This is a genomic window from Fibrobacterota bacterium (assembly GCA_019509785.1).
Classification (GTDB): domain Bacteria; phylum Fibrobacterota; class Fibrobacteria; order UBA11236; family UBA11236; genus Chersky-265.
In genome coordinates this window covers 21,582-36,315 of record JAEKLQ010000033.1, presented here as the reverse complement: position 1 = coordinate 36,315, position 14,734 = coordinate 21,582, and the positions used below count along the sequence as shown (strand labels likewise).

Annotated in this window: 12 protein-coding genes; 7 read left to right on the top strand and 5 right to left on the bottom strand. The window is 64.9% G+C overall.

The window, feature by feature from the left end:
* The first annotated feature begins 30 nt into the window (after nt 1–30).
* Both JF616_08750 and JF616_08745 read left to right on the top strand, forming a co-directional pair.
* Nucleotides 31–846 (top strand): transketolase, encoded by an 816-nt coding sequence (locus JF616_08750; GenBank protein ID MBW8887830.1) that lies wholly within the window; start codon nt 31–33, stop codon nt 844–846.
* Nucleotides 843–1,862, top strand: a complete 1,020-nt coding sequence (locus tag JF616_08745; protein MBW8887829.1) for a 1-deoxy-D-xylulose-5-phosphate synthase — start codon at nt 843–845, stop codon at nt 1,860–1,862. The genes JF616_08750 and JF616_08745 overlap by 4 nt, the downstream gene beginning before the upstream one ends.
* Nucleotides 1,863–1,889: 27 nt before the next feature.
* Here JF616_08745 and JF616_08740 read toward each other — a convergent pair whose 3' ends face one another.
* From JF616_08740 to JF616_08725, 4 genes are all read right to left on the bottom strand, one after another.
* Nucleotides 1,890–3,527, bottom strand: a complete 1,638-nt coding sequence (locus JF616_08740; GenBank protein ID MBW8887828.1) for a DUF2079 domain-containing protein — start codon at nt 3,525–3,527, stop codon at nt 1,890–1,892.
* The gene (rffA, locus tag JF616_08735; GenBank protein MBW8887827.1) at nt 3,524–4,693 is read right to left on the bottom strand and encodes a dTDP-4-amino-4,6-dideoxygalactose transaminase; all 1,170 of its coding nucleotides are present in this window, start codon (nt 4,691–4,693) and stop codon (nt 3,524–3,526) included. The genes JF616_08740 and rffA overlap by 4 nt, the downstream gene beginning before the upstream one ends.
* 4 nt (nt 4,694–4,697) lie before the next feature.
* Nucleotides 4,698–5,654 carry a glycosyltransferase gene (locus tag JF616_08730; protein MBW8887826.1) on the bottom strand — a complete coding sequence of 319 codons (957 nt, stop codon included), beginning with the start codon at nt 5,652–5,654 and terminating at the stop codon, nt 4,698–4,700.
* Between the two features lie 70 nt (nt 5,655–5,724).
* Nucleotides 5,725–6,630: a class I SAM-dependent methyltransferase gene (locus tag JF616_08725; protein MBW8887825.1), complete on the bottom strand. Its 906-nt coding sequence runs from the start codon at nt 6,628–6,630 to the stop codon at nt 5,725–5,727.
* Nucleotides 6,631–6,787: 157 nt separating this feature from the next.
* Between JF616_08725 and JF616_08720 the strand changes: the two genes are divergently transcribed.
* Genes JF616_08720 through JF616_08705 form a run of 4 tightly spaced genes read left to right on the top strand, consistent with a single transcriptional unit; the run spans nt 6,788 to nt 11,470 of the window.
* Entirely contained in the window at nt 6,788–7,996 is a 1,209-nt protein-coding gene (locus tag JF616_08720; protein MBW8887824.1) for a nucleotide sugar dehydrogenase, read from the top strand.
* A complete protein-coding gene (locus tag JF616_08715) occupies nt 7,993–9,012 on the top strand; it encodes an NAD(P)-dependent oxidoreductase (protein ID MBW8887823.1) in 1,020 nt (339 codons plus the stop codon). The genes JF616_08720 and JF616_08715 overlap by 4 nt, the downstream gene beginning before the upstream one ends.
* Nucleotides 9,012–9,761, top strand: a complete 750-nt coding sequence (locus tag JF616_08710; GenBank protein MBW8887822.1) for a glycosyltransferase — start codon at nt 9,012–9,014, stop codon at nt 9,759–9,761. Before JF616_08715 ends, JF616_08710 begins: the two co-directional genes overlap by 1 nt.
* 5 nt (nt 9,762–9,766) lie before the next feature.
* Nucleotides 9,767–11,470 carry a hypothetical protein gene (locus JF616_08705; GenBank protein ID MBW8887821.1) on the top strand — a complete coding sequence of 568 codons (1,704 nt, stop codon included), beginning with the start codon at nt 9,767–9,769 and terminating at the stop codon, nt 11,468–11,470.
* Here JF616_08705 and JF616_08700 read toward each other — a convergent pair.
* Nucleotides 11,467–12,996 (bottom strand): DUF2079 domain-containing protein, encoded by a 1,530-nt coding sequence (locus tag JF616_08700; GenBank protein ID MBW8887820.1) that lies wholly within the window; start codon nt 12,994–12,996, stop codon nt 11,467–11,469. The genes JF616_08705 and JF616_08700 overlap by 4 nt on opposite strands.
* On the opposite strand from JF616_08700, the gene JF616_08695 reads away from it, so the two are divergent.
* A complete protein-coding gene (locus tag JF616_08695; GenBank protein MBW8887819.1) occupies nt 12,977–14,734 on the top strand; it encodes a hypothetical protein in 1,758 nt (585 codons plus the stop codon). The genes JF616_08700 and JF616_08695 overlap by 20 nt on opposite strands.

Here is a 14,734-nt window from a genome sequence, read left to right as displayed (position 1 = left end):
GGGCCGCGGGGGGTAGAATGGGAAGACGGAATGCGATCCATGACCCCTTCTCCCCTCCATCCGCAGGTTACCGGCCAAGCCATCCGCCGTATCGTGCTGGAACAGGCGAAGCGCGCGGGGGTAGGGCATATCGGTTCCGCCCTGTCGGTGGCCGACATCCTGGCCGCGCTTTTCGACGGGAGCCTCGACTCCCCCGCCGACGCTAACGCCCGCGATCGCTTCGTCCTTTCCAAGGGCCATGCCGCCCTGGCCCTTTACGCCTGCCTGTTCCTACGCGGTCGCATCGATCGCGATACCCTGTCGACCTATTGCACCGATGGCGGAAGGCTGCCGGTGCACCCGGAAAGGGATTTGCCCGGCGTGGATTTCTCTTCGGGTTCCCTGGGGCAAGGGCTTTCCCTGGGGGCCGGCGCAGCCCTGGCGATGCGCCTCAAAGGCCAGGGCACGCGGGCGCGCGTGCTCTTGAGCGATGCCGAGCTCAACGAGGGCTCGACCTGGGAAGCCGCGATGTTCGCCGCGCATCATAAGCTCGGCAACCTGGACGCCATCGTGGACGTGAACGGCCAGCAGGCCATGGGCCCGACTCGCGAAGTCATCGACCTTACTCCGCTGGCCCCGCGCTGGCGGGCCTTCGGCTGGGACGTACGCGAAGCCGACGGGCATGATGCCGCCGCCTTGCGGGCCAGCCTGGATCCCACGGGCGCGGGAAGCCGGCCGCGCATCGTACTGGCGCGCACCCTGAGCGGCAAAGGCGTCGGTTTCATGGAAGGCCAGGTTAAGTGGCATTATTGGCCCCTGTCGGACGCGGAATACGCGACCGCCATGTCCGGGCTGGGGGCGCCATGAGGAAGGCTTTGATCGGCGCTTTGCTGGAGCTGGCCGAAAGGGATCCGCGCACGGTTTTCCTCACCGCCGATCTCGGCTATCTCTTCGTGGAACCTTTCGCGCAGCGCTTCCCCGACCGCTTCTTCAACGTCGGGGTGGCGGAGCAGAACATGGTGGGCGTCGCGACGGGGCTGGCCGAAGCCGGTTTCATCCCGTACGTCTACTCCATCGCCACCTTCGCCGCCTTGCGCCCCTATGAATTCATCCGCAACGGGCCGGTCCTGCAGCGCCTTCCGGTGCGCATCATCGGGGTGGGAGGCGGATTCGAGTACGATCATGCCGGCCCCACGCATTACGCCTTGGAGGACGTGGGCGCCTTGCGGATGCTTCCCGGCCTCAAGGTCGTAGCCCCGGCCGATGCGGCCCAATGCCGCTCCGCCGTATTGGCCCTGCACGACGATGCGGCTCCGGCCTATTTCCGCCTCGGCAAAGACGATGTCTACCGGGTACCCGGCTTGGACGGGCGCTTCGAGCCCGGCCGTTTGCACGTGGTGCGGGAAGGGGGCGATGCCTTGTTCCTGGCCTTGGGTCCCGCGGTGCGATCCGCCCTCGCCGCCGCCGATCAATTGGCCGAACGCGGCGTCGCCAGCACGGTGGCGGCCATCTCTTCCGTCAGCCCCGCTCCCGAAGCGGATCTGATTTCCCTCATGTCCCGCTTCCCTTTCGCCGTAACCGTGGAAGGCCACTACGCCACGGGCGGCCTGGGTTCCCTGGCCTGCGAGGTGGCCGCGGAAAACGGCCTGGCCTGCCGGATAACGCGCTGCGGCGTCACGGATTCCCCGACGGGCGCGCAAGGGAGACAGGAATTCATGAACCACCTGCACGGGATTTCGCCCGCTCGGATCGCGGAGGCGGCCTGGAAACGTTTGCGCGAGGCGCCTTCCCCCCGCCGGTCCGCCGGCGATTGGGCGCCTGCCCGCGGAGCCCATCGGAGCAAGGCCGTAGCGCCTCCGCTAGGTAACAGCGAAGATACCTAGGGCGCATCCCGGGCCCTCCGGTTCGGTCTATTCGGCGCGCCGGCGCAGGAGCGCCAAGGTCCCATCCGACCAGATTTCGGCATAGGCCGTATCGGCCCGCAGGCGGGTCAGGCAAGCCTGGATCCGGGATCGTTCATCGGCATCGAACATGGACATCGGGCCCGGGAGCAAGGGAAGCAGCGCATAGCGTCCCGAAAGGCATGCCTCATCCGCGGAATACCAGAGCCAGGCTTCTCCGCCGTAATGGATCCAATACCACCGGCCCGTTTTCCAAAGCCGATCGTCCAGCGGCACTCCGGAAGACAGCGTGGCGCCTTCCGGGATGCGCGCCAAGGCCGCCTGGTAGGATGCGGCGTAGGGATGATGCAGATACAGGGGAAGCCCGCGCAGAGAAACCAGGGCTAGCAGCAACAGGCAAGCGATAGAGGAAACCGCGGCCCGGCCCGGGATGAGACGGATGGTACCTGAATCGGCGAGGTCCGAATGGGCGCCGACCAGGCCGGATTTCACCGGTTCGGATTCGCGCGGCCGCCGGGCCAGGCTCGCGATGCCCGCGAAGAAGGCCCAGAAGGCGGGTTCGATCACGTAATGGAAGGCCGGAGAGGCGAAGGTGCCGCCCAGGTAAACGTTCAGGAACAGGCTGGGAAGGGCAAGCAGGACATATGGACTGCGCAAGCAGGCCGCGCCTCCCCCCGCTACGACGATGGCGATGGCATAGGGGGCCGAATCCGCGGAAAGCACGCGATGCATTCCCGCCCGCCAATCCTGCCCGAGGTGGGAGTAGAAATACCCGGAGTCGCCCAGCATATGCGGGAAGAACCAGAAACGCAGGAACAGGCCGTAAGCGAGGCCGATCGATACTGGGATCACGATCCAATGCCAAGGCCTCCGTTGCAACAGGGCGAGGCAGCCCAGGCTTATGGCGGTCAGTGCGAAGACTTCCTTGGCCAGCATCAGGCCCAGCAGAGCGGGCAGGAAGATGCGCCAACGCCGATCGTGGTAAGCCGTAGCGGCCAGAGCCAGAAAGGGCAGAGCGGTGGCCGCTCCATGAAAGCCTTTCAGGAGCGGGACGATCAGGCAGGGCGAAAGCGCGAAAGCGAAGGCCAACCATTCCCCCCAGGCTTCATCCCGCGTTGTCCGCTTGATCCATGATCGGACGATTGCCCATGTAGCCAGCACGAAGCCGGCTTGCGCGGCCTGCACGATATAGGGCCCGGGCGCGAGGCGGAACAGCCATCCCACCGGAATGCACCAGAATTCGGAATGGTGCGCCAGGAAGAGCCGGCCGCTGACGGCGTTCTCGCCCGGCAACCATCCATGAGAGGAACGGAAGCTGGAGAGATAAAAGGAGATATCGCCCCAATCGAAGTTGGAAAAGTTGGAGACCGCCAACATGCCGGCCGCCGTTGCCCCGCATAGGGCCAACATGGACAGGATGAAGGGAAGCCTTCGGCCCCCGGGGGCGGCCAACAGGCGGGAGGGCCGCGTCCAGGCCCAGGCGGTTCCGGCCAGGACCAGGATCAGGAAGATGGCCTTATGCGCCGCATGCCGGCCCATGTCGGGGAGGGCCAACCAGGCCGCGGCCAATGGCCCTGCGAGTTGTCCGGCCAGGCGGGCCCGCGCGGCCATGCGTGCCCGCGCCCCCAGACCGTCCCTCGCCATCATTTCACCCCGAGGTACCCGCGGACGCCGGCGATCACGCGATCCTGCTGCGCGGTCGTGAGATCATAGTAGAGCGGCAACCGCAGGACCCGGGAACTGATCGATTCGGTCACGGGGAACATGCCGTCGCGATATCCCAAGGATCGCCCCATCGGCGAGGTATGCAGGGGGACGTAATGGAAGACGGCCATGATGCCGAGCCGGCGCAGGTGCTCCATCAAGCCGTCGCGCGCGGCGGGCGTTTCCAGGAGGACCTGGAACATATGGGCGTTGTGGCGGCAATCGGCGGGGACCACGGGCAGGCGGACGCGGCCGGACCCTTCCAGATCGGAAAGGCCGGCGCGGTAATAGCTCCAGCTCGCCAGGCGGCGCCGCGTGATTTCTTCCGCCTGCTCGAACTGGGCGTACAGGAAGGCGGCGATGAGTTCCGACGGCAAATAGGATGAACCGATATCCACCCACGTGTACTTGTCGACGAGCCCGCGGAAGTATTGGCTGCGGTTGGTCCCCTTTTCCCAAATGATCTCGGCGCGATCGGCCAAGGCGGGATCGTTCACACCCAGCGCCCCGCCTTCGCCCGCGATGAAGTTCTTGGTCTCGTGGAAACTATACGCCGACAGGGCCCCGAAGCTTCCCAGGGGCTTGTCTTTATAATAGGCCCCGAGGGCGTGGGCGGCGTCTTCCACCAGGATGGGTTTGCCGCTTCCCGTCATGCCGCCGAAGGCCTCCATGTCGCAGCCCACGCCCGCGTAATGGACCACGCAGATGGCCCGGGTCCTGCCCGTGATCCTTTCCTGCACCGATGCGGGATCGAGATTGAAGGTATCGGGGCGGATGTCCGCGAAGATCAAGCGGGCGCCGCGCAGATGGAAAGCGTTGGCCGTGGACACGAAGGTGAAGGACGGGAGGATGACTTCGTCGCCGGGTTCCACTCCGCATAGGATGGCGGCCATCTCCAGGGCCCCCGTGCACGAAGCCGTCAATAGGGCTTTGCCGCAGCCTGATTGCGCCTCGAGCCAGCCCTGGCATTTGCGGGTGAACTCCCCGTTCCCCGCCAGATGCCCGCTCAGCACGGCCTGGGCGATATGGTACAGCTCGCGGCCCGCGATGAAGGGACGGTTGAAAGGGATGGGTTCCGGAAGACGATCCGGTTCGAGGGAGCGTTCCATCGGCTTACCCCGCGGCGAACCCTTCGCGCGCGGTTACGCTCCGGGCTTCGACCACGTAAGGGGGTTTAGATAACGATCGCAAATGCATGCGCGCCAGGTACTCGCCGATGACCCCGAGGGCGAACAATTGGGCCCCGGAGAAGATCGCGATGATGGAAGCCAGGAAGGGGAAGCCGGGCACTCCGCCGCCTTGGATCAGGAAGCGCCCCACCACGTAGGCCAAAACCAGCAACCCCAGGAAGGTGAAGGCGAAGCCCATCCAGCTCGCCAGCCGCAAGGGGAGGGTGCTGAAGCCGGTCATCATGTTCATGGCATGGTTGAACAGTTTGCCCAAGGTGTAATGGGAAACCCCGGCGCGGCGGGAATCGTGCCGCACGATGATTGAGGCGAAACGCGCGGTGCCCCAGGTGAGCAGAACGTCCACCGAAAGGTAAGGGCCATGGAAATGTTCGAAGGCCGCGCGCAGGCGCGTGCGGAAGGCGCGGAAGGCGCTGACCTTGCGGGCCGTGGCCGCTCCCATGGCCCCTTGTAGCACAATCTTGGTGATCACCGAGGCCATGTCCCGTAGCATGCCGTGCCGTTCCCGATCCGGCGCGCCGTACACCACGTCGTAGCCTTCCTCCAGCTTACGCAGCAGGGCGGGGATTTCCTCGGGAGGGTTCTGCAAATCATCATCTATCGTGACGATGATCGCGTGCTGGGCCGCCCGGATGCCGCAGAGGAGAGCGTTGTGCTGCCCGAAATTGCGGCTCAGCTTGATGGCCCTGACCCGGGGATCGCGCTCGGCCAGGCCCACGAGGAATTCCCACGATCCATCATCGCCGCCGTCCTCCACCAGGAGGATCTCGTAGTCCAGTCCCGTTCCCGATAGGCTTTCCCCCAGGCGCCGGTACAAATCCGGCAAGCATTCCACGCTCTTATATACGGGTACGATGACCGAGAGGCCGGGCCGCGATTCCACACCGCCATTATAGGGTAGCCCCGGAGCGGGGGGCCAGGGGAAAGGATGGCGGCGTCCCGCAACCCGAAGGTTACCCTTCGGCGGGCTTTCGGGCCACCATCCCGATATTGCCGAGGCTTAAAGGGAGGCGCAGGCGGCCCAGCCCGGAAGCCTGCGCCGCTTTGGCGATGGCGCGCCGGAAGGGAATGGGGGCATGGGTGATCCAATATTCCAGGGGATAGGAATTGCGGATGGGAAAAACGCTTAAGGGTTGGTAGCCGGCGCGGGCGGCCGCCAGGGCCAAGGTCTTGCGGCTGAACAGGTAGATATGCTCGACATCGATGATGGGCGATTTCTCCCCGAAGAGGCGGGCTTGCAGGCCCTCGGCGTCATGGACGATGAGGTAAAGCAATCCCCCGGGGCGGGTCTTGCGGAAGCAGGCGGCCAGCATGGCGGCGGGATCGGCGGCATGATCGAGGGTCTGGAAGGAGCACACCAGATCGAAACGGGCGTCCGGGAATAGGCTGTCCGAGAAGAGCCCGCCGCGGATCGCGCCGGCCACGCGCGGGGAGGCCAGGCGGCGGGCCTCGGCGCTGGGCTCGCAGCCGTGGACCTCCCGGTAACCCCGGTCCAACAACTCTTCCAAGAAGAACCCCGTGCTGCATCCGATTTCCAGGGCCGCGCCCCGTTCCTCTTCGGCGGCGAAAGGCGCGAAGGGCTTCCAGTAATCCCGCCGGATGATGCCGGCATAGGCATTGAAGGTGACATGGCTTTCTGCGTACAACTGCTCCAGCATGGCGTCCGGAAGCACCTCGCGCGAGAAAACCAGGCCGGTTTCCCGGCAGCGGACCATGCGGTAATGGAAATGCTCGGTGACGCGCCGCGCCGAGAAGACGGCGGGATTGAGATCTTCGTCGCGGAAGTTCCGCGGATACAACTCTTCGAAGCAGGCTCCGCCTGGGCAGAATAGGCAGGGCTTGGCGACATACTGGGTCATGGTCCGGCCATGGTGGTTCGGCCAGATGATACGCTTTTGCGCGCCGGGAATGCCGGCCGGATCCGGGTTTTTAGGGGGTACGGCATTGTCTTTCCGTCCCCGGAAAGCCCATAATGGGGGGAACGCGGCCTCCGGGAGGCGGGAGATTGACAATCGCATGACGGATCGGTTCGAATACGACGTTTGCGTGATCGGGGGAGCGGGGCATGTGGGCCTTCCGCTTTCCATCGCCTTCGCCGATCGCGGCTTGAAGACGGTGATCCAGGATATCAACGCTGCGGCCCTCGAACCCATCGAGAGCGGCGTCATGCCTTTCATGGACAAGGGCGCCGACGAGGCCTTACGACGGGTCATCCATAAGACTTTATCGGCCACCACCGATTCCGCCGTCGCGGGAAAAGCCAAGCACGTCGTGGTGGTCATCGGTACGCCGGTGGATCCCCATCTCAATCCGGAACTCCGATCCCTGAAGCGCCTGACCAAGGAACTGGCTCCGCATCTCCGCGACGGCCAGATCGTCATCCTGCGCAGCACCCTTTACCCGGGAACCACCGAGCACGTGCGCACCGACCTGCAAAAGCATTGCCCGGGAGTGGAAGTATGCTTCTGCCCCGAGCGCATCGCCCAGGGCAAGGCCCTGGAAGAACTGCATTCCCTGCCGCAGATCGTTTCCGGATTCCATCCCGATGCGGTGGAAGCCGCCTCCGCCTTGTTCCGGACGCTCACCCCGGACATCGTGGTCACCACCCCCTTGGAGGCCGAACTCACCAAGCTGTTCACCAACTCCTACCGCTATATCCAGTTTGCCATCGCCAACCAGTTCTACATGATCGCCGGCGATTATGGCGTGGATTTCCACCGTATCTACGAGGCCATGACCCACCAGTATCCGCGCCTGGCCGATTTCCCGAAGCCGGGTTTCGCTTCAGGACCTTGCCTGTTCAAGGACACCATGCAATTGTCCGCCTTCACGAATAACAAGTTCTTCCTGGGCCACGGGGCCATGCTCGTTAACGAAGGCCTGCCCAACTACCTTGTCGAGCAGGCGAAGAAGCGCATGGACCTGCGCGAGAAGAAGGTGGGGATACTGGGCATGGCCTTCAAGGCGGAGAGCGATGATAAGCGCGAATCGTTGTCGTATAAGCTGCGCAAGGTGCTGGAGATCGAGGCCGCCGAGGTGCTCTGTTCCGACCCGTATGTGCGCGACGCGGGCTTCGTGCCCGCGGAAACCCTTCTCGGCGAGAGCGACCTGATCTTCATCGGGGCGCCGCACGCCCGTTACAAGGCCATGGATTTCCGCGGCAAACCCGTGGTGGACGTATGGGATTGCCTGCCTTTCCCCAGCTTCCTGCGGGGCGCGGCATGAAGGCCCTGGTCACCGGCTCAAAAGGTTTCATCGCCGGCTACCTGATCGAGGAATTGCTGGAGCGGGGCTGGGAGGTGGTCGGCCTCGACAACGATTCCAAGTACGGCGAGGTGGAGAAAAGCTACGACGGGAATCCCGGCTACCGCCACGTGCGGGGCGACGCCAAGGATACGGCCCTGCTGAAGGATCTCATCGCCGAGTGCGATCATTTCGTGGCCTGCGCCGCCATGATCGGGGGCATCTCCTACTTCCACGCCTACGCGTACGATCTCCTGGCCGAGAACGAGCGCATAACCGCATCCGCCTTCGACGCGGCCATCTGGGCCCATAAGCTCGGCCGCCTGAAGAAGATCACCGTCCTATCCTCTTCCATGGTTTTCGAGAACGCGGTCCGCTTCCCTTCTCCCGAGGGCCATCAGAAGGAATGCCCGCCGCCTTTTTCCACCTACGGTTTCCAGAAGCTGGCCACCGAGTACTTCGCCTTGGGCGCCTGGCAGCAATACCAGCTTCCGTATACGATCCTAAGGCCCTTCAATTGCATCGGAACGGGCGAGAAGCGCGCTTTGGGCGGGGCGGACGTGAAGTCGGGGAACGTCACCCTGGCCATGACCCACGTGGTGCCCGATCTGGTGGCCAAGGCGCTCAAGGGTCAGGATCCCTTGCGCATCCTCGGGGACGGCAGCCAGGTGCGGCATTATACCTACGGCGGGGATCTGGCCCGCGGCATCCGCCTGGCGATGGAATCGGAGCGGGCCCGGAACGAGGATTTCAACCTTTCCATCGGGACCAGCACCACGGTGCTGGAACTGGCCCGCATGATCTGGGGGAAGATCAATCCCGGCAAGCCCTTCCGCTACGAAAGCGATGCGCCCTTCTCGCATGACGTGCAATTGCGCGTGCCCGACATCGCCAAGGCCCGCGACGTTATCGGCTTCACGGCCCAGACCGGGCTGGACGCCGCCTTGGACGAGATCATCCCCTGGATCCGCCGCCAGATCGCCGCCGGGGGCATGTAGTGGCCGGTCCCATCGAGATCATCATCCCGGTCTACAACGAGGGCGAGAACATCGTCCGCACCTTGGAAGAGATCCAAAGCAAAGTGGACCATCCCCACCGCATCCTGGTGGTGTACGATTTCGATCAGGACGATACCTTGCCTCCGCTGCGCCGTTACGTCGATAAGGGCCATGGCGGCATCCGGACCGAGAAGAACCGTTACGGGCGCGGGGCGCTGAACGCCATCCGCACCGGTTTCGAAGCCGCCGAGGGCGAGCTTTGCCTCGTATGCATGGGCGACCTTTCCGACGATATGACGGCCGTGCGCGCCATGCTCCTCAAGATGGACGAGGGCTGCGACGTGGTTTGCGGATCGCGCTATATGAAGGGCGGACGCCAGATCGGCGGGCCCCTTTTCAAGAAGACCCTCTCGCGCTTGGCGGGGACCACCTTGTTCTGGCTGGCCGGCGTGCCCACCCACGACGTGACCAATAGCTTCAAGATGTACCGCCGCGCCTTGCTGCAACGAATCCACATCGAAAGCAGCGGCGGTTTCGAGATCGGCATGGAGATCCTGATCAAGGCGCATTTACTGGGCTGCAAGATCGGCGAGGTGCCTTCCACCTGGCGCGATCGTTCCGGCGGCGAATCCAAGTTCCGCCTGTGGAAATGGTTGCCTAACTACCTGCACTGGTACGGGCTGGCCTTCAAGGCGCGCTTCACGCGGGACAAAAGCGGGCTCCTGCGAGCGGCCCCCAAGGCGGCCTGACCGCCGTGGGACTGCGGCCTTACCTGTGGGGCTGGGCCGCCTACGCCCTCTTCTACTTCGCCCTCGGCTTCCATCCCGGCGTGGTTTCCGGGGACGATTTCGGCTACTTGCGGAGCGTGCTGGGAACCCTCGCCTCTCATCGTCCCTATGCGTACGATTGGCTGGAGCCTTATGCGGCCTGCTTCTCCGCGGCCTGCGCCCTGCTCTACGCCCTCACCGGCAGCTTCCTGGCCGCCACCTGGGGCTTCCAGGCCTTCTGCGCCCTGGCCTTCTATCCCTTACTGGCCCGACTGCTCGCGGCCCGCCTGCGACCTGGCCATGCCGCCCTGCTGGCCCTCTCCGTCGCCGCCTGCCCGCTCTTCTTCGCCAAGGCCTCCGATTTCCACGCCGCCTTCTTCACGCTCGACCTGGTCTTGATCGCCCTGATCGCCTTCGAGGCGCGGCGTTGGGGCTGGTTCTTCGCGGCCGCCTTCCTGGCCTTCGCCAATCGGCAGAACCAGGTTTGCTTGCTGGTCCTTCCCTGGGCGCAGGCCTTGCGTGAGGCGGGGCATGGTAGAGGGGTAACCCGGGCGATACCCCGGGGGACCGCGCTCTGGGCCATCGCCGCCGCGGCCTTGGCCTTTTCGATGAACCGGACCTTCGCCGCCGCGCATGCACCCTATCGCAGCGAGCCATTCGCCGCCCTGGCTGGCCATGCCATCCTGGCCCTGGCTGTCGGCGCCTATCTGGCCCTTGGATGCCTTTCCATCGCGTCATGCGTAGCCGGCCGGGCCTTCAAGGGCCGCGCACCCATCGGCCTGGCCCTAATCAGCCGCGCATTCATTAGCCCTCCTTTTGCCGATAGCTCGGCATCCCGGAAGTGGTTATGGCCCGCCCTCGCGGCCGCGGGCCTCCTTGCCCTGATCCCATTCTGGGGCCCGTCCTTATTGCTTACCGATACGCCCTTGTTCGGAATGGCCGGCTGGCCGCAGGTCAACCGCGCACTTCCCTGGATCCTCCTCGTCCTTTTGCCCCTCCTCGATTTCCGCACGCTGCGGCCTTCCCCGTATCTGGCCTTGATGGCGGCCTACGTCTTCCTCGCCTCCCTGCGCGGGACTTGGTGGGACTATTACTTCCTGGAGATTTCCGTGCTGGCCTTGTTGTTGGCGCTGGAGGGAACTCCTGCGCCGACCCTGCCTAGCTACGTCGTGGTTGCCTTGGCCCTCGCTCTAGCCGCCGACTGCGGATATGCCTACCTGTACAAGGTCCAATCCGACAAGCAGCGGGTGGCGATCGCGGAGTTGGAACATCTGGAGCGGGAAGGCCGCGCCCGCGTCCAGGATATGACCGGCGCCTCGTTCGGCCAGTTGGGATGGAAGCTTTTCGATTACTACGCCTCCCATGACGGGCAAACGGACGGGTTGCTATTGGGATTCCTGGGATACGTGCGTCGCGATCGGATCATCGTCGAGACCGGCCTTCCTTGGCGCCGCGGTTACAAGCGCGAATTGCCGTCCGGAGCCGATTCCCTGGCCGGGGGCTTTTGCCGCATCGGCTTCGCGACCGTGCCCTACCGCGTCGTCGACGTCCATGGTCCCGCAGCGGAAGAAGCCGCTCTGGGCCGGGCCTTGCGCCTGGACCCGGAATTCCATGCGCCCTCCTATCCCCTGAACGATGGCGAATGGGACGCGTATATCCGGACCCTGAAGGGAAAGGTTTCCGGAAACTAAGGGGTGCGGCGGAAGATCAGGATCCGGGTGCGGTGGAACAGCAGCACTCCGCCTTGCGAATACTCGCGGGACCAAGCCGGGGACGCCGAAAGCCGCGCGGCGGTTTGCGACAGCGAGTCGGCGTTCACGAGCCAGTCCGGCTTGAAGGCCGTGTCGAGGATGGCGTAGTCATAGGCTTCCAGGGGGCGATGGTTCCAGCCGAAGGCTTCGGCGCGCGCGCGGGCCGTGAAGCGCGCGGTGAACGGTCCGTTCACGACCACCGCCGCGGATTCGGGTATAACGGTTTCCAAATGCGCCACCGCTTCCCGCGCGGGATTGGGCCGGGGTAAGCTGAAGCTCTCGCGCCAGAGCGGATAGCTGAGCAAGGCCGCGCAGGCCCACGTCGCCAAGGCCCTCGTGGGAACGCGTTGCGCGGCGTCTTTCTCAAGCACCAGCCCGGCCGCGGCCAGGAACACCAAAGGGAAGGCGTAGCAGACCCACATCATCATGAAGGCGGGATCGGGGAATACGGCGTAGAACAGCATCAAGGGAACCGGGAGGATGAGGTATCGCCGCGGCATATGGATCAACAGCGGAAGCATGGGCCCATAGAGATGCAGGAAATAGGCCGTGGTATGCGGCCTCCAGAGGTTCCCGAGCAGGCTCCCCATCGAGGCGGGCATGAGGTAACCGAGCTGATTCCCCTCGGGCGCGAAAGCGGGGACGATGATGAACCAGTACAGGCCCATCACGGCGGCGCAGATCAGGCCCGGAAGGAGGATCCACTTCCAACATCTTCTTTCCATCCAGGCCAGCAGCAAGATGCCGCCGACGGCCAGGGTGAAGACTTCCTTGCTGCACGCCAGGAAGAGGGCGCAGGCCAGGAAGCGGCCCAGCTTTTCCTCGCGATAGGCTCCCAAGGCCAGGACCAGGACGGGCGTGGCGATGAATTCCGGATGGAAGCCGTAGAAGAATTGCGACGCGACGGCGGGGGTGAGGAGCAGGGCGGCGGCGGCCCAGGCGGCGAAGTCCGGGCGGGAGCGATGGCGGCGGGCCGCCAACAGGGCCGCGGCGACGAGGCAAAACCCTTGGCCCAGCTTAAGGCCCACGGGCCCGATCCATAGTAGGACCGGGATCCAGAGGACGCTGGAGTATTGCGCGTGCACGGCCCACATATTCATCCCGTGATATGCGTAATGCAAATTCCCGTGCGCGATGTTCCACAGGTAATTGGCGTAATGGGACTGGTCGAGATCGCCCTGATCGGCGAACTGCGCGAATTGCCAGTAGCCCAACCCCAACAGGCCGGCCGAGGTGGCTGCCAAGGCGAGCGGGCCCATCCAGGGGCGGGACATCCGGTCCCAGCGCAGATAGAGGAAGTAAAAGGCGGCCAAGGCCAGCAAGCCGACCGCGGCGTAGGCGGGGGAATGGTACTTGATCAGGAAATAGGCATAGCAACCGGCCGGCGTGAGGGCCGCCGGATCGGCCCGTAAGGTGGTAGCCGGCGGGGAATGCGGAGGCGCGGTCATGGTTGGGTCCACCGCCATTGTCGCATCCGCCCGGATCGCCGCGCAACGCGTCCTCCTTGATCCGCGGCGGATCGGGTCCTACAATCTCCCCATGCCGGAGAATGCCGCACGCCCGCGCTTTCTGGAACCGGCCTTCCTGGCCGCTTTCGCGATCTACCTGGCCCTCTACCAGGCCTTGTGCTATCACGGGACCTATACCCGCGGGGACGATTTCGCCTATATGGAAAGCGTGGCGGAGACCGTGGCCCGCGGGCGCCTCTTCACCCACGATTTCATCGGTCCGCACAACGCCTTCCTCACGGCCGCGAGCTCGGCCGTCTACCTGCTGACGGGGAACTTCTACCTCGCCACCTACGGCCTGCTCGCCCTCTTCGCGGCCGCCGTTTTCATCCTTTTCTACGCCCTCTTCCGCGATCGCTTCGGCCCCTGGCCCTCGGCCGGTTGGGCCATGGTAACGGCCACGTTTCCCCTCTACCTGCACAAGTCCTTGGACTACCACGGGGCCTTGCCCACCTTGGCCTGCTTCCTGGGCGCCCTCTTCGCCTACCGCTCCGGCCGCCTGGGGCTCTTCTTCCTGCTGGCTACCTTGGCGATCTCCGATCGGCAGAACGGCCTGGTCCTCTTCGCCCTTCCGCTCTTCGATTCCGCCATGGCCCTGCGCGCGGGCCGCAAGCCCGATGCGCGCGTGGCGATCTACCTGATCCTCTCCCTGCTCGCCTTGGCGGCGCTCCGCGCCGCGATGAACGTAAATTGGTTCAACGCCAACCTGCATGTGCTTCCGGCCTCCTCGAAACAAGCCGGGCTGGTAGCGCGCCAGATCGCCGTGGCCCAACTCCTGGGCGCGGGCTTTCTCTCCCTGGCGGGCATCGCCGTGGGAGGCGTCCGGCCCCTGGAAGCGCTGCGCGCCAATCTGAGCCGGCCCTTGCTTCCCCTGGCGGCTTCGCTCGCCCTGCTTCTCCTCGCCTTCGGATCCCGGGCATCCCTGGTCTGGTTCCAGACCCCTCTCATCGGATCCCTGGACCGTGGCGGCCGCCTCCAGATCCTGCTCACCGGGATCGTGCTGGCCGCCCTATGGCTTCTCGATCGCCGGCGCCTGAAGCCGGACGCCTATCTTTTCCTGGGCATGGCCTATCTGGCGATTTCCTCCTTGCTCGGATTCATGTGGGATTATTACCTGGCCGAGCCCGCCCTCTTGGCGACGTGGATCGCCTTGCGCGATCGCCCGGCGGATGCGAGGCCCCTGCCCTTCGCCCCCGCGCTCTGCGCGGCCGCCCTCGCCCTCAATGTGGGCTATGCCTATCTATATAAGGTGCTGATGGACAAGAACGCTTTGGCGGACGTCGCTTTCGAGCGGCTGGAACGGAAGGGTTCGCTCACCCCGGAGCGGATGACCGGCGCGACCTTCGGATACATGGGTTTCAAGCTCTTCACCCTGATCCGCGACGACAATCCCCACCATGAGAAGGACGATTTCACCTGCTACGTGCAAGGGGACGGGGCCGTGGTGGAATCGGGCCTGCCCTGGCGCCGCTCGCTGCAACCCTCGGCTTACCCGGCTTTGGATTCCGGCACGGCCCGCATCGCTTTCGCGCGCGTCCCCTGGCGCGTGGTCGATCACGGCAATCCGCAGGGGGAGAACGCGTGCCATGAACCTTTCCGCGGCGACCCGCGCGCCCGCGCTTCCTCTCGCCCCTTCCCGCTAGGCAATGCGGAATGGCGGCAATTCATCGCTGCCGCCGCGCGGAAAGGAAACTGA